Here is a 16,638-nt window from a genome sequence, read left to right as displayed (position 1 = left end):
TTACTGGTTTTATTTGGACCGCTCGAGTTCCGCAAGCCAGAGTTCGAGGGTGTTGGGCTCTCCTGGTTTGTGGTCGTCCGGGTAGAGCAGCGCGGACATGTAGAAGACGCTGCCTATGTCCAGGCTGCGCCGCGCGCTTTGGGAAAACATGTCCAGCTTGTGTTCGATCATGGGACGCCGTTCAAGGCTCAGCGCATCAAGAAAAGGGGCCGCGTTCGCGGACAGGTTGGCCAGCAGTTCCGCCTTGCGATGCATGGCATCGCGATATCCGGCATCGTCGCCCGCATTGTGCAGCAGGTCGTGCGCGGTGCTTTCGATGTTCCGCACTTGCCGGATCTGATCACTCAGAAAATTGAGAAAATCGGTCATCGGTGCCTCCGAAAACTTGCAGACAGGGTTCAAGACGGGTGTCCATGGGAAAAATGATGCCTTCACCGCGCGCGGTGTAATAGGAGCGTTGCTTGCGCTGGAATCTGCGCACCTGGTCCAGGTTTTGGCTGCCGATGGGGTCGCACTCAAGCACCGGCGAGCGTTGCGGATTTCTGAGCAGATCCATGACCAGATTCTGGGCATGGGCGATGGCTTCGGCGATGAACGCCTTCTTGCGGGCAAAGGGCAGAAAACCCCGGAACATGCGCAGGGAGCGTTTGTAGGATTTTTCCTCCACCAGATGCAGGCTTTGGCGGAAGATGCGTTTTTTGATGCTGAAGGGCAATTTTTTCTGTCCCATGGTCAGGACCAGGGAATCGTCGGCCTCGGGATGCGGGATGCGAAAGATGCGCGAGGCCTGTTTGCGGGGCCATTCGACCTGCAGGTCGGCCAGCATCTCCACATAGGTGTGGGCGAATTTGCCACGTCCGGCGGAGAAGCCGAGCATGTTCGGGACCAGATAGTTGTGCGCGATGACGTCGGCGGCCAGATGGGACAGGTAGCCATAGGCGTAGGCCTGGGCCTTTCCGTCTTCGGCCTGGCGCAAGAGGGCCTTGCCCGTGTCCCAGTTGTGGGAATGGGAGGGCGTGAATTTGCTGCCCTTGCCGATGAAAATGTCGGCCGACAGGCATCCGTACAGGAACTGCTCGGGGTGGGCCGTCAGCACGGCGGCTACCGCCGGGGCGAGAAGGTGCAGATGGGTCAGGACATGGTTGCCGATGGCCATGTGCACCCCCGGCCCCCAGGCCAGCGCCTCGCCGGGAAGCAGAATCAGAAGAAGAAAAGCAAATAATAAAGCCATGGGTCGCCAGCCGAGTTTAGTTCTTTTCCCTGGTGGTGTGAAAGGTGATGTCCGGCCACTGCTCCATGATGTATTCAAGTCGCCAGGTGCTGTCCGCCAGCAAGGCCAGGTTGCCTTCGGAATCCGTGGCCAGGGACGAGTGAAGATCCTTTTGGAATCGTTCGAGAAGGGCCTTGTCGTCGGCTTGCACCCACCGTGCCGCGGACAGGTTGACCGGGGTGTAGATGGCGTCGACGGCATACTCATCTTTAAGGCGTGAAATGATCACGTCAAACTGCAGGACGCCCACCGCGCCCAGAATGTACTCGTTGCCGAGCGTGGGGCGGAACACCTGCACGGCGCCCTCTTCTGCGAGCTGCTGGAGGCCTTTTTGCAGCTGCTTGGTCTTGAGCGGACTTTTCAGGATGACCTTGCGGAAATGCTCGGGCGCAAAGCTCGGGATGCCCGTGAACTTGAGCTCTTCCTTCAGGCTGAAGGTGTCGCCGATCTTGATGGTCCCATGGTTGTGCAGGCCGATGATGTCCCCGGCGAAGGCTTCCTCAACGCCGGTCCGGTCCTGGGCCATGAAGATGGTGGCGTTTGAGATCTGCACGTCCTTGCCGATGCGGTGGTGGCGGATCTTCATGCCTTTTTCGTATTTGCCCGAGCAGATGCGCATGAAGGCGATGCGGTCACGGTGGGCCTTGTCCATGTTCGCCTGGATCTTGAAGACCACGCCCGAGAATTCCTCCTCGAAGGGCGAGACTTCGCGGGTCAGGGTCGCCCGGGGGCGCGGACAGGGGGCCAGCTCGACAAAGGTGTCGAGCATTTCCTGCACGCCGAAATTGTTGATGGCGCTGCCGAAGAAGACCGGAGTCTGGCTGCCTTCCAGATAGCGCTCGACGGAGAAGGGGTTGCCCGCGCCTTCGAGCAGTTCAAGATCCCGGCGCAGATCCTGCGCCTGCAGGCCGAGCAGTTCATCGAGTTTGGGATCGTTCACGTCGTCGATGACCACGCCCTGCTGGATGCGCCCCCCGTGGGTGGCCGAAAAGAGATGGATCTGCTTCTTGTGGATGGAGTAGGTGCCCTTGAATCCCTTGCCCATGCCGATGGGCCAGCTCAAGGGGGCGCACTCGATGCCCAGATGGTCCTCGATGTCGGCCAAAAGGTCCAGCGGCTCAAGACCGTCGCGGTCGAGCTTGTTGATGAAGGTCATGATGGGCGTGTTGCGCATGCGGCAGACGTCCATCAGCTTCTTGGTCTGGGCCTCGACGCCCTTGGCGCTGTCGATGACCAGCAGGGCGGAATCCACGGCGGTCAGGACGCGATAGGTGTCCTCGGAAAAATCTTCGTGGCCGGGGGTGTCGAGCAGGTTGATGTCGTACCCGCCGTATTCGAACTTCATGACCGAGGTGGTCACGGAGATGCCGCGTTCCTGCTCCATCTTCATCCAGTCCGATGTCGCGTGGCGGGAAGCCTTGCGCGACTTGACCGTGCCGGCCAGGGTGATGGCTCCGCCAAAGAGAAGCAGCTTCTCGGTCAGGGTCGTCTTGCCCGCGTCGGGGTGACTGATGATGCCGAACGTGCGGCGTTTTTCCACATTCTGTCGTATTTCTCTTGCCAGTGCGCTCATAAACTCTCCAAATGCTGTGTAACCCTGCCTTCAGGGCCTAGGAGGCAGTAGGCGCGATCATGGGAACAGTCAAGGAACCCGCCATGGCTTTCAAATTGGCGAAAATGCGGATGCACCCTTGACCCTGCCCCCCGCTCTGGTATGTTGAACCAAAATAGTGTTCGACCATTCAACCAGTTATGGAGGTGTTCAATGCAGTATTCAGAAAAAGATCTGCCCGTTCGGGTGCACGATGGTGAACTGCTTGTTTTGGATGACGGCAACGAGGTGCGCTGGGAAAGCAACGGTGAAGCCAAGGCAATTTTCATAGGCAGCAGCTTCGAGCCGACATTCGAACTTTTTCCCAACCAGACCGAGACGGTGAACATCGGCGGCAGGAATTTCGCCCTGACCGCATTTTTCGAGGATGCCCTGGAGGTCAAGAAGGTCTGATATTCCGCGTATCGCCGGGATGACCGGATTTCATTGATTTGCTCCCGTCATGGCGCGATCACGCGCCTTGCTTGAGAGCAGTGATCAAAGCCTCTGCGCCAAGGGTTTTCGTGTGGGGGCTTTTTACATGGCTTTGCGTTGCCGGCAAGGCCCGGAACTTTGGATGCGATGGCCGCAAGCCGGCCTTGGGTCACGTGGCGACTTTCCGGTTTTCAGACGTGCTTGGTTGTGGACGGCCGGGTTGTGCTTGGCATAGATGCCACACAACACAAGGAGAAAACCCATGGTTCGATGCAGATGCTATATTGTAATGATTCTTTTCTTTTGGGCGGGCGGCGCCTTGGCGGCGGAACCCCTGGCCATGAGCCTGGCCAACGTTCAGCGCGCCATCGACACCAACGATCACGTGCTGCTTGAAAAATATGTCGACCTGCGCGGCATCATAACGCGCGGAGTGGACCGTTTTGTGGCCGACTACGCAGCCAACCCTCCGGGAGGCGAGGGGGATCCGCTCATGGAGATGCTTTCGGGGGGGCTGTCGCGGGAATCCGGTTCGGCGGCGGCCGGACCCATGAAGATGATGCTCGTGGAAGAGACCAGGAAATTCGTGATCCGGGGCGTGGCCTCGGGAGATTTCTCCGGAAGACCTTCGAAGGCGGCGGTGTTGCCCGACGGCGGTCTGCTGGCGGTCCTCTTCGCCGACGCTTCCACTGCCCGCAAGGAGCTGCGCGGGGTGCGCGTGACTCCGGCCAAGGGTGACACGGCCACGGCCCAGGCGACGGTGTACGATCACGGCAGCGAGCGCAGCTATCCGGTGCAACTGGATCTGAGGCTTCAGCCCGAAGGATACTGGAAGGTCACGGATGTGAAAAACATGGCCGATCTGATCCGCAGGGTGCGCAAGGAAGCCGAGGAACGCTAGCCTTTCCCAGGCGTTACGTTCCCCGGATCATGACATCTGAATCCGCATGAAGCCCCGTCTGTTCCCGGGGCTTCATGCTTCCTGGGGCACGGGCAGGGGGCGGCGCAGGTCGCCGAGCTTGATGGCCGCCATGCCCGAGAGCAGCAGGGCGCTGCCCAGAAGCTGGACCGGGGTCAGGGTTTCGCCCAGCAGGAGGAAGGCGAAGACGGCGGTGAAGAGGGGTTCCAGGGAGACGATGATGTTGGCCACGCTGGCATCCAGCAGGGACAGGCTGACGTTGTAGAACCCGTAACCGCCCACCGTGGGGATGGCCCCCAGCAGGATCATCACGGTCCAGCCTTCCACGCTGTCGCCGAGCCAGAACATGTCTCCAGGGGTGGTCGCCGAACCGGGAACCCATCCGCCGGTAAGATTGGCCAGGAAGAGGAACACCCCTGCGAACGCGAAGATGTAGAGTAGGGTGGTCCAGGGCGAGATGCCCCGCGTAGAGGTCACCCGGCCCATCAGGCTGTAGGCTGTGTAGCACAGTCCTGTCAGCAGCCCCGCGATGACGCCCGCCAGATTGCTCTGCCAGGCCGAGGCGCTCAGCGCTCCGCTGATGAGCGCGCATCCGCCAAGGCACAGGGCGATGGCCGTGAATTTGAGCGCTCCAAGACTCTCGCCCATGAATTTCCAGCCCAGGATGGCGGTGTAGGCCACGGAGCAGTAAACCATGACCGTGGCCACGGCCGCCCCGTTTTGCGCCACCGAGATGGCCCACAGGCCGTTGAAGCCGGCCAGCATGACCCCAAAAATGGCCAGGAAGGGGATGTGGGCCTTGTCGACGCGCAGCAGTCCGCGATCGAAGAGAAGCATGAGGGGCACAAGGGTCGCGACCACGATGATGTTGCGCCAGCAGGCCAGGACGAGCGGCGGCATGTCGAAATTCATGACCAGATGGCGGATGAAGATGGAGGTCGTGGACAGGAACACGGCGCTGGCGAGGGCGGCGCTGAAGCCTTGGGCGGAACGGGACATGGCCATGGAATGCTCCTTCTTGTGCTGAATGTGAAGCTGGTCTAGTTGCAAATTGGCCCCGCCGTAAGGGGCAATTTTGAATAAAACCGACTAGTCCAATTTGGCAGGAGGGAAGACATGCGCCTGGCTCTTGATTTTGAATCCCTGGAACCCGTCTACGTGCAGATCAGCGGACATTTTCGAAACAGCATCCTGACCGAGAATCTGCGCCCGGGCATCCGCCTGCCGGCGGTCCGGACCCTGGCCGCGAATCTGGGGGTCAGTCGCGGCACGGTGGAGAGCGCCTACGCCGAGCTCATGGCCGAGGGGCTCATCACTTCCCGGCAGGGCAGCGGCTTCTACGTGCTTCCCCATGCTCCCGGCGAGGCCAGGAATCCTCCCCAGTCCGGCGGCTGGCCCGCATGGCAGGGACGTCTCTCTTACGGTGGCTGCGAGGCCATGAGCGCCTATCTGCCGGAGGTCAGCCGAAAAACGGACTGGATCGCGCTGGACGGCGGGGCGTGCGACCCACGCCTTTTTCCCATGGACGAGTTTCGCAAGCTCCTGGGTCAGGTCATGCGCCGGGACGGAGTGGCCGCCGTGGAGTACGGAGAGATCGCCGGATACCGACCCCTGCGCGCCACCCTGGCCCAGGTGTTGGCCAGCCAGGGCATCCAGACGGACGCCGAGAGCATCCTCATCACGGCCGGTTCGCAGCAGGCCCTGTCCCTGGTCACGGGGCTCATCCTGTCGCCCGGCGACGCCGTCGTGGTCGAAGGCCCGACCTATGCCGGGGCCCTGGACGTGTTCCGCGCCCGGGGCCTGCGCATCCTGACTGTCGGCGTGGACGAGGAAGGCATGGACATGCGGGAGCTGGAGGCGGTCCTGTCCAGCCATCGGCCGGGCCTCATCTACACCATCCCCAATTTCCACAATCCCACCGGCGCCTGTCTGGACGGCCAGCGCCGCAGGCAGCTCATCAGCCTGGCCGGGCGTTTCGACGTGCCCATCCTCGAAGACGACTATGTCGGGGACATCCGCTACGAGGGCCGCGCCCAGCCCACCCTCAAGTCCCTCGATCCCGACGGCCGCGTCATCTACATGAGCACATTCTCCAAGATGCTCATCCCTGGCCTGCGCGTGGGCTTCGTGGTGGCCGACGGCCCGGTCTACGCCCATCTGCTGCGCGCCAAACGCTGCCACGACCTGGCCACCTGCAACCTGATCCAGCGGGCGCTCAAGGATTACGTGTCCGTGGGCCGTTATCACGCCCACCTGCAACGTTCCTGCACCCTCTACCGACGTCGCCGGGACGCCATGCTCGCGGCCCTTGCGAGGCACATGCCGGAAGGCACGAGCTGGACACGGCCCAAGGGGGGGCTGTTCGTCTGGCTGCGATTGCCGGAAGGAATGAAGGCCTCGGACCTGCTGCCCAAGGCCTGCGGGGAAGGCGTGATCTTCGCGCCGGGGGGAAATTTCTTTCTGGATCCGGCAGAGGGCGAGGGCGGCATGCGTCTGAATTTTGCCTCCAACACTGAGGCCGTGATCGAAGAGGGTGTCCGGCGGTTGGGTGTGGCGATGGGGGGGGATAATTCGAATCACGGATGACGCGTGGATGCCATGGCGGTGGATCGTGGGCGAAAAATTTTCACCCGTACAAAAAAGCGGATCATAGGCGATGCGTGTATGATTGGCCCCTAATAATGGTAGCGAAGCTGGGCGATGAGCAGTGCTTCATCCGTAGCCTTGTAGACGAAGCGGTGCTCGTCGTTGATCCTGCGGGACCAGTACCCTTTGAGGGCGTGTTTGAGGGGCTCGGGCTTGCCGATACCGGTGAACGGCTGGCGGGAGGCTTCGCGGATGAGCTGGTTGATCCGGGCCAGGGTCTTTGCGTCCGTCTTCTGCCAGTAGAGGTAATCCTCCCAGGCGGTTTCGGAGAAGATGAGTTTCATTCCGCCAATGCTCTTTCCAGGCCCTGACCGGATTCGAGTTCGGAAATGGCCTTGAGCAGGCGCACCGCGTTTTTGGGGCTGCGCAGGAGGTAGGCTGTTTCTTCCAGGGCCGTGTAATCCTCCAGCGACATCATGACCACCGACTGGTCATTGCCCCGGGTGATGATGATCGGTGCGTGGTCCTCACAGACCTGGGTCATGGTCTGGGCCAGATTAGCGCGGGCGTTGGTATAGGTGATGGCGTCCATTAGTTGTCTCCATATGTACGATATTCTGTACAGAACTTGTGCGGAGATGGCAAGGGGGAGGCGAAAATTTTTTAGCCCGAATGAAATCATGATCAGCCATGTACGGCCATACAATGACGCCGTAGGGGCGAACACGCAGGTTCGCCCCTACGCCTTCCGGTCCTTGGCGACGGCCACGATTCTTCGCATCTGGCGACACAGGCCCATCAGCAGGTTGTATTCGTTCAGGCGCGGGTTGATGCGGTTGAAGAAGCGCTTCAGGGGTAGCATGAAATATTCGGGGTTGTCCTTGTTCAGGAAATCGATCTCGATCAGGGTCTCGCGCAGCTGGTTGAAGAGGACTTCCCGCTCTTCGTTGTTGATGTAGCGATCCTTGGGGGCTCCCGCCACCTTGAAGGGCTTGGTCAGGGATTTCTTGAAGCATTCGTAGAGCATGACCATGACCGCCTGGCTCAGGTTCAACGAGGTCAGGTTGTCGGTGGTGGGGATGGTCAGGAGCTGGTTGCAGAGGTCGGTCTCCCCGTTGGTCAGGCCCTTGTCCTCGGGACCGAAGACGATGGCGATCCTGCCCCCTGCGTTGCGTTGCTCGACAATGCGTGGGGCCGCCTCCTCCGGCGTCTGGATGGCCTGGCGCCATCCGCCTGTTCTGGCCGTTGTGCCGTAGGAAAAGGAATAGGGCGCCAGCGCCTCGGCCAGGGTCTGATGGATGCGGACGCTTTTCAGCAGGTGCCCGGCATGGTGGGTGGCCAGGGGCAGGGCTTTGTCCAGATCCCAGTTCAGTGGGGCCACCAGCACGATCTGGCCGCAGCCCATGTTCAGGCAGGCCCGGGCCACCGAGCCGATATTCTCCGGAAACTTGGGCCTGCAGAGGATGACGTCAATGTTCTCAAGCATCCGGACTCTCTAGACGTTGAAGAGAAAATGCACCACGTCGCCGTCTTTGAGGACGTATTCCTTGCCTTCGACCCGCAGCACTCCGGCGGCGCGGCATTTGGCCTCGGAGCCGTGCTTGACGTAGTCGTCATAGGCGATGACCTCGGCCCGGATGAAACCGCGCTCGAAGTCCGTGTGGATCACGCCTGCGCCCTGGGGAGCCTTGCAGCCCTGGTGGATGGTCCAGGCGCGCACTTCCTTGGGGCCGGCCGTGAAGTAGGAACAAAGTCCGAGCATCTCGTAGCCCGTGCGAATGACCAGATCCAGGCCCGATTCGTTGACTCCGTACGAGGCCAGGAATTCCTGCGCTTCCTCGGGAGTCAGGCCGACCAGTTCTTCCTCGATGCGGGCCGAAATCTTCACGGCGCAGGCGCCGCGAGTCGCGGCCAGCTCCCGGACCTTGGTCACGAAATGGTTGTCTTCGGCCAGGGCGGCTTCATCTACGTTCATGCCGAAGATGACAGGTTTGAAGGTGATCAGCAGCAGGTCCTTGCGCAGTTCCGCGCCCAGGTCGCTCCTGAGTTCTTCCATTTCCGAGGCGGGCTTGCCCGTGTTCAGGTGGGCGGTGAGTCTCTGCAACAGGTCCAGCTGCGGAGCGAGGCGCTTGTCGGCCCTGATCTGCTTGGACAGACGCTCGGCCTTGCGCTCTACGGCCTGGAGGTCGGCCAGGATCAGCTCCGTGTCGATGACCTCGATGTCGCGGATGGGGTCCACGGATCCGTCCACGTGGATGACGTCGTCATTCTCGAAGCAGCGCACCACGTGCAGGATGGCGTCGCATTCGCGGATGTTGGCCAGAAACTGGTTGCCAAGGCCTTCACCCTGGCTCGCGCCCTTGACCAGTCCGGCGATGTCGATGAAATCCACCGTGGCCTGGATGATCTTCTGGGAACCCACCAGTTCCAGCAGCTTGGCCAGACGCGGATCCGGCACCGGAACCACGGCCTTGTTGGGCTCGATGGTGCAGAAGGGGTAATTGGCGCTTTCGGCGTTTTGAGCCTTGGTCAGCGCGTTGAAGAGGGTGGATTTGCCCACGTTGGGCAGGCCCACGATGCCTATGCTCAGTCCCATGATATCTCCTTCATTTCATTCCCGTTGCCGCTCTTGACACACCGCGCCGGCAGCGGCGCGGACAAGCCGGAACTCGTCGTTTTGCATGCGTGCGCGAACGTTGTCGGGAAATGTAAATGGAATGGTTGTGATTTGCTCAAGCGCCCAGCGGCCGGGTGCGAGGTGGCGAAGCCATAATATGATAGGCGACGGGACGCAAGGCGCGCCTTGGGATCATTTTGCACCTTGGTTTGGTGCTCATGTTGATTTTTGTCACGTTACGCATTGCATGGTTCCGCACGATCAAGTCGTTCGCGGACAAGCAGACCGAGCAGTTCCGGGTGACCGGATAGGCGGGACGGCTGCCTTCCGACATCGCCAGGAGCGCATTGCGCAAGCTTTCCGCCATCGATGCCGCATGTCAGATCGAAGACCTGCGCGCTTCTTCCGGAAACCGGTTGCATCTGCTTGAAGGTGATCGAAGCGGGCAACATTCGGTCTCGGTCAACGATCAGTGGCGCATCTGCTTCCTGTTTGCCGATGGTGATGCCTTTGATGTCGAAATTTGCGACTACAACTAAGGAGGTGTGACACATGAGCATTCCCAATGACAGCTCGGCTGATTTCTGGTTGAACCTGCAGCGGGCTGTCGATCTTCATCAGGCGAAGCTGGCACTTACGGATGAAATACGCAACATCAAGCCGCTGCGTGTCGCCTGACGGGAATTTTTTTGGGATTTGCTCAAGCTTCCCCAGCTTTGTCAAAGAACTCCATGACAACGGGACGTTGGTTGGAAGTTTTCCGTAAAACTGAGCATAAATCGCCATGCCGGCACCACTTCTATCGTGCCACCTCCAAGGGAAATCTTTTCGCTTTCTCCTCGAGTGACGATCGTTCCCGTCGACAGTTTCAATTCGGCCATGGCTTCGGCGAGGGCTGTGACCTCCCTTTTTTTGGTCTGCGGATCGGCCATGGATTCACAGACCTGGATCAGCATGCGGGAGCCGTCCCTGAGCTTTGCGATGAAATCCAATTCCTTACCCGTTTTGGTCTTATAGTAGAAGATGTCTGGAGAAATCCTTCTCAGTGCGGTGAAGACCAAATTTTCCAGAAGATGCCCCGAATTGACCAGAATGCCTGAACTGACCGAGGTCACCAACGCATGGTCAATGCAGTAGATTTTTTTTGGGTTGGTGTTTGAGCGGGCCAGTGAGGCATCGAAGATGCGCACCGTAAAGAGGATATAGGCGTCTTCGAACCATGTCAGATAATCAGATACTGCGGATTTGGGCGCCTTGTGCCCCAGCGATTTGAGGTAACCCGTCAGGCTGTTGACGGAGTAAAGTGACGCAGTGTTGTCCACCAGCCAATGGGCCAGGTCCGTCAAAGCCTTGGGATGTGCGATGCCGTGGCGCTCAATCAGGTCGCGAAAAAGCATGGCGCTCCAATATTCCTGATGAGTCTTGATTCGGAGCATGCGTTCCAGTCCGGCCACTTCCGGAAATCCCCCTGTCTCACGGTATTCCTCGAAGGCTTTCTGGACCATCAGGCGCTTCTTGGTGGAAAGGGTTTCGTCACTGTCGATGCCCTTGAAATCGAGGAACTCTTTGAACGAGAACGGGAACATTTCCCAGGAGAGGGCGCGGCCGCGCATCTGGGTGGCGATTTCCTTGGAGAGCATCTGGGCGGAAGATCCGGTGATGTGCACCTCGCATTCTTCCGTGCGCAGCAGGCGGTCAACAAACGGTTCCCATCCCGGGATGACTTGTATCTCATCGAAAAAAAAGTAGATTTTCTCCTTGTTTTTCTTTTCCGGATAGATGGAGAAATAGGCTTCGAGAATGACGCCGAGGCTGTCGTGCCGCAGGGCGTGCAGACGATCGTCGAAAAAGTTCAGACAGAGGATGTTTTCACTCCTGATTCCGGAATCGAGCAACTTCTGCATAAGTTGCAGCATATAGGTGGACTTGCCACAACGCCTGACTCCGATGCACACGGTTGCTTTGCCAAGTACCGGCCTGATCGCTGTGCGTCTTGGAATGCCTGTTTTGAGTTTACTCTGCTGAAAATCCAGGATTATTTCTTTAATAGTTTCAATCATTGTTCTGTTTCCGGTATTTTTTATGACTGGATCGATGCTAAACTGGAAAAATATATATCCAGTTTGTGCTTTAACCGGCAAGGGAAATTTTCGGTTTGAGAAGTTCTTCGCCTGTTTTCTTGAATCTCGAATTATTGAGCGGCATTATTAAACAACAAACTTGATTGGATTTGTTTCTGTGACCTGGATTCGTTGTCCATGATCCGCGTTTCCGAAGGATTTGAGCTTTGCCGCGAAGGAGTATAAGCCGCCCGTATCACGAATCGCGAGGGGGGAAACTTATGAACGAATGCCGCATCAACCCATGCTGTCAGGACCTGAGCTCCTTCAAGGTCATGGATGTGCTGGAACGGGCCTGCGCGTTGGAGAAAGAGGGCCGGGACATCGTGCACCTGCAGATCGGCGAACCCGACTTCGACACGCCCGAGTGCGTCAAGGATGCCGCCTGCAAGGCCATCCGCGACGGCCGCTGCCAATATACCCATTCCCTGGGCATCATCGAGCTGCGCGAGGCCATCTGCGCCAACTACCATGCCAAATACGGCGTCGAGGTCCATCCCGACCAGGTGCTTGTCACCTCGGGCACCTCGCCGTCCATGCTGCTGGCCTTTTCACTCCTGCTGCAGCCCGGCGACCGGGTCCTGCTCTCGGACCCGAGCTATGCCTGCTATCCCAATTTCATCCGCTTCACCGGCGCGGTGGCCGATTTCGTGCCCGTGCGCGAGGAGGACGGGTTCCAGTTCCGCGTCGATCAGGTCAAGGCCCGCATGGACGACGACGTGCGTGGCATCCTGGTCAACTCTCCGTCCAACCCGACCGGGACCCTGGTCAGCCCCGAGGTCTATTGCGGCCTGGCCGAACTCGGCGTGCCGCTTTTTTCCGACGAGATCTACCACGGGCTTGTCTATGAGGGCCAGGAGCACACCGCCCTTGAATTCACGGACAACTGCTTCGTGTTCAACGGCTTTTCCAAGCTCTACGCCATGACCGGCTGGCGGCTCGGGTACGTCATCGCCCCCAAGGGCTACATGAAGCGTCTGCAGACCATGCAGCAGAACTTCTTCCTGTGCACCAGCTCCATCGCCCAGTGGGCGGGCGTGGCCGCCCTGACCCAGGCGGGCCCGGACGTGGAGCGTATGAAGGCCATCTACGACCAGCGCCGCACGTACATGATCGCCAGACTGCGCGAACTTGGCTTCGGCATTCGGGTCGAGCCCACGGGCGCGTTTTACGTGTTCGCCAACGCCAAGAAATTCACGAACGATTCCATGCAGTTCACCTTCGACCTGCTGGAAAGGGCCGGTGTGGGGGTGGCCCCGGGCGTGGACTTCGGACCCGGCGGCGAGGGCTACATCCGCTTTTCCTACGCCAACTCCATCGAGAACATCGAAGAGGGCATGCGCCGTCTTGAAAAATATCTGGGAGGCCTGAAATGAACATGGTCGAAGTGGCCCTGAACGGGCCCTGCTGTTCCGGATGCCTGGCCTGCGTGGAGCTTGCGCCGGAGATTTTCGCCTATGACGAGGACGCCCACGTGGCCGTGATTCTTAAGAACCCCTGCGAAGAGGACCTGGCCCGCAAGGTCGTGTCCTACTGTCCGGACGACTGCATCGAGATTATTGAATAGATGGCATTGGGAAAGAAGTGAAAAAGGGCGCTCCGTTCGGGGCGCCCTCATTTTTTTCAGGCATGTCGCGTTCAGGCGGCGCTTCGCGGGTTGACTTCGCGTTCCAGTTTTTCTCCAAGATTTTGCGCCGCGACTTCAAGCTCATAGTGTGATTGCAGGTTCATCCACGACTGCGGATCAACTCCAAAATAGCGACCGAGCCGGAGAGCCGTGTCCGCGCTGATGGCTCTTTTCCCGTGCACGATCTCATTGATGCGGCGAGGAGGAACGCTGATGGCCTTGGCCAGGGCATATTGGGTGATGGCCATGGGTTTCATGAAATCCTCCAACAGGATTTCCCCGGGATGAATGGGGCCAGGAATCAGGTTTTTCATGGTGCTTTGCTCCATTAATGATAATCCACGATTTCCACATCATGCACATTGCCGTCACGCCATGTGAAACAGATGCGCCATTGATCGTTGATGCGTATGCTGTGTTGTCCGGCCCGGTCCCCCGACAGGCTTTCGAGCCGATTGCCCGGAGGCACGCGAAGAAAGTTCAGGTCGACCGCCGCATGCAGTTGCAGCAGTTTGCGCAAGGAGACCCGGTGAATGTCCGGTGGGATTTTTCGCGATGTTCGCTCGCGGAAGAGTTTCTCGGTTTCCTTGCAGGTAAATGAGACAATCATGAAACACTAATAACGCCTGGCGTTCATATTGGCAACTCCGCTTGACTGCCGGCCTATGTTTCTTATCGATACATCTTGTCATTTACGTATGGATTCAACAGGAGGCAGCCATGACCGCCATTTCGACCGATACCCTGGCCAACATCCAGTTCCGCCTGCACTGGGAGGAGAACGGAGTTCGCCATGAAGACAGTTTTTACGCCCAGAACGTGAACCTGTGGAGGGATGTTTTCCCTGGCGGGCTTGAAAAACAGATCCTGGGAATGCAGGAAGGGGAATCCCGCCTTGTCGATCTTCAGCCCGGCGTGCATGTGCCGGTGAGGGACATGAGGAAGGTCATGACCGTGCCCCGCAAGGCGTTCAAGGCCCCCGTCGGGGATACCGCCATCGAGCCGCTGCAGGGCCGCTTTTACCCTCAGGGCGTTCTGCGCGGACTGCCCGGCATCTACCCGCAGAATATCCAGCCCTTTCGTGTCATCAACACCGGCGCGGACACGCTGACCGTCGATCTCAATCATCCTCTGGCGGATGTGGAGGCGCGGCTTGAGATCACCCCCCTTGCGGTGTGGCCCAAGCAGGCGGAGTTCGGCGGGCAGTGCAAGGATTGGCTTTGCGCCCTGACCGACGGGCCGGGGCTCAAGCGCAGGACGGACAGAGGGACGGATTTCGGCCTCGGGGCGCCCCTGGAAAAGCCGCTCGGTGCCGGCGACGCGGAATTCTACGCCACGCCGCGCAAGGTCGCGCACGTGGACAGTCAGGCGCGCGAGAACATCACCAAGGTGTACTCGCGTCTTTTGCCCGGTCGGGAGAGGATTCTTGATCTCATGGCCGGTTGGCAGTCGCATCTGCCCGGCAATGTCACGGCCACGGGCCTGGGCATGAACGGGGAGGAGATGAACGAAAATCCGGCCCTGTCGTCCCACGTGGTCCATGACCTGAACGCCGACCCGGCCCTGCCTTTCGCGGATGGCGCCTTCGACGCCGTGATCTGCAGCCTGTCCGTGGAATACCTGACGAGGCCCCTGGAGGTTTTCCCCGAGATCGCCCGGGTGCTGGAACCGGGCGGGCTGTGCGTCGTGGTCTTTTCGCATCGCTGGTTTCCGGACCAGGCCGTGCGCATCTGGACCGAGCTGCATGAGTTCGAGCGCGTCTCCCTGGTCTCGGAGTATTTTCGCCTCGGTGGCGGATTCAAGGACGTGTCGACCCTCTCGGATCGTGGCTGGCCCCGGCCCATGGACGCCCGGGATCGCTATTATCCCATGATCCAGCATTCCGACCCCGTGCATGCGGTGTGGGCCGTGAAGCAGTGACGGCCGCTTGGGACCAGTGAGCAAAAATGAATGGCCGCGACCCCGAGGGGAGCGGCCTTTCATTTTTGTGCGCCGATTATCCGGCTATTTCATTTCCGCCAGACGTTGCTGAATGGCTTCCAGTTGCGACTGCAGGGCTTTGACCTGATCTTTCAGCGCTTGTTGTTCGGTGGCCGGATCAAAGGCTTCCTGCCGTGCGAAGCGTCCCTGCGGCCCTGCCGCGAAAAAGCGACGTCCGCGGCCCCTGCCGCCGCCAAACCCGAATCCACCGCCGCCGAATCCTCCGCCGTTCGCGTAACCCGGCGTCCCGGAACCGGAGCAATATCCGGCGCCGCGTCCTGTCATGGAGCCCATGCCCATGGGTCCTGTTCCGTTACCAGCTGGCATAATACCTCCTTCCCGCCTTTGGCGGGAGCAGTTGTATGAAAATTTTCCGTCACTGTTTCTCAAGGGCCAGACGCATGTATCTGTTCAACGCCTCGTGCAGCGTGGAGACGGCCAGAAAAGCGCAGTGATGATGGTCTTCCGGGATCTGTCCGGCCCGGGCCAGGACCATTTCGCCAGTGATGTCGAAAAGCTCTTCGGCCGTCTTGCCCACGGCCATCTCCGCCGCCAGTGAACCGCAGACCACGCTCGGGCCGCAGCCATCCGTTTCAAAGGATGCAGCGCAGACCCGGTCCCCGTCGAATTTGAGCGAGATGGCCATGCTGTCCCCGCAGGTGCCCTTGAGTTCCGCCGTGCCGTCGGCGTCGGGCATGGGTCCCATGTTGGGCGGGTTGACCCAGCGCGCGTAGGCTTCCTCGCCCCAGGCCTCCCGGGTGTCCTCGTTTATCGTGTTCTGCATGGCCGCAATGATGCGGTCCAGATCGTCGCCCATGAGCAAAAACCCCTTCTGTGTTTATTTGAAGACTTCCGGAACGTATCCGCTCGGCAGGTGCGCCGTCCCTTTGACGCAGGGGATTCCCGCCTCATCGGCGGCCAGGCGGACGAGCCGGTCCACATCCGCGCAAAAGCCGGTGCCCAGAGCCCATCCTTCCTTTTCCTTGTGCGAGAACAGGCAGGTGCAGAAATGAATGCGCTCGGCTCCCTTGCTTTTTAGTATCTTGGCCATCTCTGCCACGTTTTCTCCCGGACATCGACAGGTGAAAACGCCCGCGATTTCCGGCTCCTCGCAGCCCGCGAAACCTTCCGCAGCGGAGGAGAGCGCCTTGAAACAGGAGGTCAGAGGACATTTGGTTTCATTCTTTTCGCAACGGATGATGCCTATTTTGGACATTGTTCCTCCGGTGATGATTGGGCGGACGCAGCCGCGATGAGTGATCCATCATACACGATATTCCGCGGCGAACAGAGCCGCCTGAGCTATCGGCTATTGGAAGTACAGCAACACTGATGCCATCGCGGCGTTACCGCACGAATATGCTGCAATCCCCGGCAGCACTGAAGAAATTTTGAATTCAGGAGGGAATAGGCGAGCCCTGCGGGGCGATGCCGCAACCCAGGATGGAATATATGGTAGCGTTGGCGCAACTCTGTTGCGCGTGCTGGGCAGT

General features: G+C 59.6%; 22 protein-coding genes. 8 read left to right on the top strand and 14 right to left on the bottom strand.

Annotation, left to right across the window (positions count from 1 at the left end; all coding sequences use genetic code 11):
• Positions 1 to 9: 9 nt before the first annotated feature.
• Genes BMZ24_RS10725 through BMZ24_RS10715 form a run of 3 tightly spaced genes read right to left on the bottom strand, consistent with a single transcriptional unit; the run spans position 10 to position 2,843 of the window.
• Positions 10 to 369 carry a hypothetical protein gene (locus tag BMZ24_RS10725; RefSeq protein WP_092192114.1) on the bottom strand — a complete coding sequence of 120 codons (360 nt, stop codon included), beginning with the start codon at positions 367 to 369 and terminating at the stop codon, positions 10 to 12.
• Complete coding sequence (locus BMZ24_RS10720) at positions 341 to 1,231, bottom strand: zinc dependent phospholipase C family protein (RefSeq protein ID WP_092192112.1); 891 nt, start codon at positions 1,229 to 1,231, stop codon at positions 341 to 343. The genes BMZ24_RS10725 and BMZ24_RS10720 overlap by 29 nt, the downstream gene beginning before the upstream one ends.
• A gap of 16 nt (positions 1,232 to 1,247) precedes the next feature.
• Positions 1,248 to 2,843 carry a peptide chain release factor 3 gene (locus BMZ24_RS10715; protein WP_092192110.1) on the bottom strand — a complete coding sequence of 532 codons (1,596 nt, stop codon included), beginning with the start codon at positions 2,841 to 2,843 and terminating at the stop codon, positions 1,248 to 1,250.
• A gap of 192 nt (positions 2,844 to 3,035) precedes the next feature.
• Here BMZ24_RS10715 and BMZ24_RS10710 point away from each other — a divergent pair, with 192 nt between their 5' ends.
• Together BMZ24_RS10710 and BMZ24_RS10705 are read left to right on the top strand one after the other, a co-directional pair.
• Positions 3,036 to 3,275: a hypothetical protein gene (locus tag BMZ24_RS10710; protein ID WP_092192108.1), complete on the top strand. Its 240-nt coding sequence runs from the start codon at positions 3,036 to 3,038 to the stop codon at positions 3,273 to 3,275.
• Between the two features lie 283 nt (positions 3,276 to 3,558).
• Positions 3,559 to 4,197: a hypothetical protein gene (locus BMZ24_RS10705; protein WP_092192106.1), complete on the top strand. Its 639-nt coding sequence runs from the start codon at positions 3,559 to 3,561 to the stop codon at positions 4,195 to 4,197.
• Positions 4,198 to 4,269: 72 nt separating this feature from the next.
• Here the strand turns inward: BMZ24_RS10705 and BMZ24_RS10700 are convergent, their stop codons facing one another.
• Positions 4,270 to 5,220 (bottom strand): DMT family transporter, encoded by a 951-nt coding sequence (locus tag BMZ24_RS10700; protein WP_092192104.1) that lies wholly within the window; start codon positions 5,218 to 5,220, stop codon positions 4,270 to 4,272.
• A 111-nt stretch (positions 5,221 to 5,331) separates the two neighbouring features.
• Between BMZ24_RS10700 and pdxR the strand changes: the two genes are divergently transcribed.
• Positions 5,332 to 6,801, top strand: coding sequence for a MocR-like pyridoxine biosynthesis transcription factor PdxR (gene pdxR / locus BMZ24_RS10695; protein WP_092192102.1), 1,470 nt, complete (start codon positions 5,332 to 5,334; stop codon positions 6,799 to 6,801).
• Between the two features lie 89 nt (positions 6,802 to 6,890).
• Here pdxR and BMZ24_RS10690 read toward each other — a convergent pair whose 3' ends face one another.
• From BMZ24_RS10690 to ychF, 4 genes are all read right to left on the bottom strand, one after another.
• On the bottom strand, positions 6,891 to 7,145 hold the full coding sequence (locus BMZ24_RS10690; RefSeq protein WP_092192100.1) for a Txe/YoeB family addiction module toxin: 255 nt from the start codon (positions 7,143 to 7,145) through the stop codon (positions 6,891 to 6,893).
• Complete coding sequence (locus BMZ24_RS10685) at positions 7,142 to 7,393, bottom strand: type II toxin-antitoxin system prevent-host-death family antitoxin (RefSeq protein WP_092192098.1); 252 nt, start codon at positions 7,391 to 7,393, stop codon at positions 7,142 to 7,144. Before BMZ24_RS10685 ends, BMZ24_RS10690 begins: the two co-directional genes overlap by 4 nt.
• 147 nt (positions 7,394 to 7,540) lie before the next feature.
• Positions 7,541 to 8,287 (bottom strand): RNA methyltransferase, encoded by a 747-nt coding sequence (locus BMZ24_RS10680; RefSeq protein WP_092192096.1) that lies wholly within the window; start codon positions 8,285 to 8,287, stop codon positions 7,541 to 7,543.
• A 9-nt stretch (positions 8,288 to 8,296) separates the two neighbouring features.
• A complete protein-coding gene (gene ychF, locus BMZ24_RS10675) occupies positions 8,297 to 9,397 on the bottom strand; it encodes a redox-regulated ATPase YchF (protein WP_092192094.1) in 1,101 nt (366 codons plus the stop codon).
• Between the two features lie 341 nt (positions 9,398 to 9,738).
• On the opposite strand from ychF, the gene BMZ24_RS10670 reads away from it, so the two are divergent.
• Together BMZ24_RS10670 and BMZ24_RS20365 are read left to right on the top strand one after the other, a co-directional pair.
• A complete protein-coding gene (locus BMZ24_RS10670) occupies positions 9,739 to 9,957 on the top strand; it encodes a type II toxin-antitoxin system RelE/ParE family toxin (RefSeq protein ID WP_161949130.1) in 219 nt (72 codons plus the stop codon).
• Between the two features lie 13 nt (positions 9,958 to 9,970).
• The gene (locus tag BMZ24_RS20365) at positions 9,971 to 10,096 is read left to right on the top strand and encodes a hypothetical protein (protein ID WP_279625523.1); all 126 of its coding nucleotides are present in this window, start codon (positions 9,971 to 9,973) and stop codon (positions 10,094 to 10,096) included.
• A gap of 41 nt (positions 10,097 to 10,137) precedes the next feature.
• Here BMZ24_RS20365 and BMZ24_RS10665 read toward each other — a convergent pair whose 3' ends face one another.
• Complete coding sequence (locus tag BMZ24_RS10665; protein WP_244150337.1) at positions 10,138 to 11,559, bottom strand: ATP-binding protein; 1,422 nt, start codon at positions 11,557 to 11,559, stop codon at positions 10,138 to 10,140.
• A 200-nt stretch (positions 11,560 to 11,759) separates the two neighbouring features.
• Between BMZ24_RS10665 and BMZ24_RS10660 the strand changes: the two genes are divergently transcribed.
• Together BMZ24_RS10660 and BMZ24_RS10655 are read left to right on the top strand one after the other, a co-directional pair.
• A complete protein-coding gene (locus tag BMZ24_RS10660; RefSeq protein ID WP_092192090.1) occupies positions 11,760 to 12,914 on the top strand; it encodes a pyridoxal phosphate-dependent aminotransferase in 1,155 nt (384 codons plus the stop codon).
• Positions 12,911 to 13,105, top strand: a complete 195-nt coding sequence (locus BMZ24_RS10655) for a ferredoxin (protein ID WP_092192088.1) — start codon at positions 12,911 to 12,913, stop codon at positions 13,103 to 13,105. Before BMZ24_RS10660 ends, BMZ24_RS10655 begins: the two co-directional genes overlap by 4 nt.
• A gap of 71 nt (positions 13,106 to 13,176) precedes the next feature.
• Here BMZ24_RS10655 and BMZ24_RS10650 read toward each other — a convergent pair whose 3' ends face one another.
• Both BMZ24_RS10650 and BMZ24_RS10645 read right to left on the bottom strand, forming a co-directional pair.
• Positions 13,177 to 13,479 carry a HigA family addiction module antitoxin gene (locus tag BMZ24_RS10650; protein WP_208599836.1) on the bottom strand — a complete coding sequence of 101 codons (303 nt, stop codon included), beginning with the start codon at positions 13,477 to 13,479 and terminating at the stop codon, positions 13,177 to 13,179.
• A 14-nt stretch (positions 13,480 to 13,493) separates the two neighbouring features.
• The gene (locus tag BMZ24_RS10645) at positions 13,494 to 13,775 is read right to left on the bottom strand and encodes a type II toxin-antitoxin system RelE/ParE family toxin (protein WP_092192084.1); all 282 of its coding nucleotides are present in this window, start codon (positions 13,773 to 13,775) and stop codon (positions 13,494 to 13,496) included.
• A gap of 110 nt (positions 13,776 to 13,885) precedes the next feature.
• Here BMZ24_RS10645 and BMZ24_RS10640 point away from each other — a divergent pair, with 110 nt between their 5' ends.
• Positions 13,886 to 15,085 (top strand): methyltransferase domain-containing protein, encoded by a 1,200-nt coding sequence (locus tag BMZ24_RS10640; protein WP_092192082.1) that lies wholly within the window; start codon positions 13,886 to 13,888, stop codon positions 15,083 to 15,085.
• Positions 15,086 to 15,169: 84 nt separating this feature from the next.
• On the opposite strand, the gene BMZ24_RS10635 is transcribed toward BMZ24_RS10640, so the two are convergent.
• The 3 genes from BMZ24_RS10635 to BMZ24_RS10625 are packed head-to-tail and all read right to left on the bottom strand — an operon-like array spanning position 15,170 to position 16,361.
• Positions 15,170 to 15,472, bottom strand: a complete 303-nt coding sequence (locus BMZ24_RS10635; protein WP_143077882.1) for a DUF5320 domain-containing protein — start codon at positions 15,470 to 15,472, stop codon at positions 15,170 to 15,172.
• Between the two features lie 49 nt (positions 15,473 to 15,521).
• On the bottom strand, positions 15,522 to 15,962 hold the full coding sequence (locus BMZ24_RS10630; protein ID WP_092192078.1) for an iron-sulfur cluster assembly scaffold protein: 441 nt from the start codon (positions 15,960 to 15,962) through the stop codon (positions 15,522 to 15,524).
• Between the two features lie 21 nt (positions 15,963 to 15,983).
• Positions 15,984 to 16,361 (bottom strand): CGGC domain-containing protein, encoded by a 378-nt coding sequence (locus BMZ24_RS10625; protein WP_092192075.1) that lies wholly within the window; start codon positions 16,359 to 16,361, stop codon positions 15,984 to 15,986.
• Positions 16,362 to 16,638: the final 277 nt, after the last annotated feature.

The sequence above is a fragment of the Desulfomicrobium norvegicum genome (assembly GCF_900114595.1).
Taxonomy (GTDB): Bacteria; Desulfobacterota; Desulfovibrionia; order Desulfovibrionales; family Desulfomicrobiaceae; genus Desulfomicrobium; species Desulfomicrobium macestii.
This window is presented reverse-complemented; position numbering and strand designations above follow the sequence as displayed.

What these genes read in the sequence shown, in the direction of transcription:
- BMZ24_RS10650 (WP_208599836.1), bottom strand. Translation starts at nt 13,479, where the DNA reads ATGAAAAACCTGATTCCTGGCCCCATTCATCCCGGGGAAATCCTGTTG.
- BMZ24_RS10710 (WP_092192108.1), top strand. Translation starts at nt 3,036, where the DNA reads ATGCAGTATTCAGAAAAAGATCTGCCCGTTCGGGTGCACGATGGTGAA.
- BMZ24_RS10725 (WP_092192114.1), bottom strand. Translation starts at nt 369, where the DNA reads ATGACCGATTTTCTCAATTTTCTGAGTGATCAGATCCGGCAAGTGCGG.
- BMZ24_RS10660 (WP_092192090.1), top strand. Translation starts at nt 11,760, where the DNA reads ATGAACGAATGCCGCATCAACCCATGCTGTCAGGACCTGAGCTCCTTC.
- BMZ24_RS10625 (WP_092192075.1), bottom strand. Translation starts at nt 16,361, where the DNA reads ATGTCCAAAATAGGCATCATCCGTTGCGAAAAGAATGAAACCAAATGT.
- ychF (WP_092192094.1), bottom strand. Translation starts at nt 9,397, where the DNA reads ATGGGACTGAGCATAGGCATCGTGGGCCTGCCCAACGTGGGCAAATCC.
- BMZ24_RS10705 (WP_092192106.1), top strand. Translation starts at nt 3,559, where the DNA reads ATGGTTCGATGCAGATGCTATATTGTAATGATTCTTTTCTTTTGGGCG.
- BMZ24_RS10640 (WP_092192082.1), top strand. Translation starts at nt 13,886, where the DNA reads ATGACCGCCATTTCGACCGATACCCTGGCCAACATCCAGTTCCGCCTG.
- BMZ24_RS20365 (WP_279625523.1), top strand. Translation starts at nt 9,971, where the DNA reads ATGAGCATTCCCAATGACAGCTCGGCTGATTTCTGGTTGAACCTGCAG.
- BMZ24_RS10700 (WP_092192104.1), bottom strand. Translation starts at nt 5,220, where the DNA reads ATGGCCATGTCCCGTTCCGCCCAAGGCTTCAGCGCCGCCCTCGCCAGC.
- BMZ24_RS10685 (WP_092192098.1), bottom strand. Translation starts at nt 7,393, where the DNA reads ATGGACGCCATCACCTATACCAACGCCCGCGCTAATCTGGCCCAGACC.
- BMZ24_RS10655 (WP_092192088.1), top strand. Translation starts at nt 12,911, where the DNA reads ATGAACATGGTCGAAGTGGCCCTGAACGGGCCCTGCTGTTCCGGATGC.
- BMZ24_RS10635 (WP_143077882.1), bottom strand. Translation starts at nt 15,472, where the DNA reads ATGCCAGCTGGTAACGGAACAGGACCCATGGGCATGGGCTCCATGACA.
- BMZ24_RS10690 (WP_092192100.1), bottom strand. Translation starts at nt 7,145, where the DNA reads ATGAAACTCATCTTCTCCGAAACCGCCTGGGAGGATTACCTCTACTGG.
- BMZ24_RS10715 (WP_092192110.1), bottom strand. Translation starts at nt 2,843, where the DNA reads ATGAGCGCACTGGCAAGAGAAATACGACAGAATGTGGAAAAACGCCGC.
- BMZ24_RS10680 (WP_092192096.1), bottom strand. Translation starts at nt 8,287, where the DNA reads ATGCTTGAGAACATTGACGTCATCCTCTGCAGGCCCAAGTTTCCGGAG.
- BMZ24_RS10720 (WP_092192112.1), bottom strand. Translation starts at nt 1,231, where the DNA reads ATGGCTTTATTATTTGCTTTTCTTCTTCTGATTCTGCTTCCCGGCGAG.
- BMZ24_RS10645 (WP_092192084.1), bottom strand. Translation starts at nt 13,775, where the DNA reads ATGATTGTCTCATTTACCTGCAAGGAAACCGAGAAACTCTTCCGCGAG.
- BMZ24_RS10630 (WP_092192078.1), bottom strand. Translation starts at nt 15,962, where the DNA reads ATGGGCGACGATCTGGACCGCATCATTGCGGCCATGCAGAACACGATA.
- pdxR (WP_092192102.1), top strand. Translation starts at nt 5,332, where the DNA reads ATGCGCCTGGCTCTTGATTTTGAATCCCTGGAACCCGTCTACGTGCAG.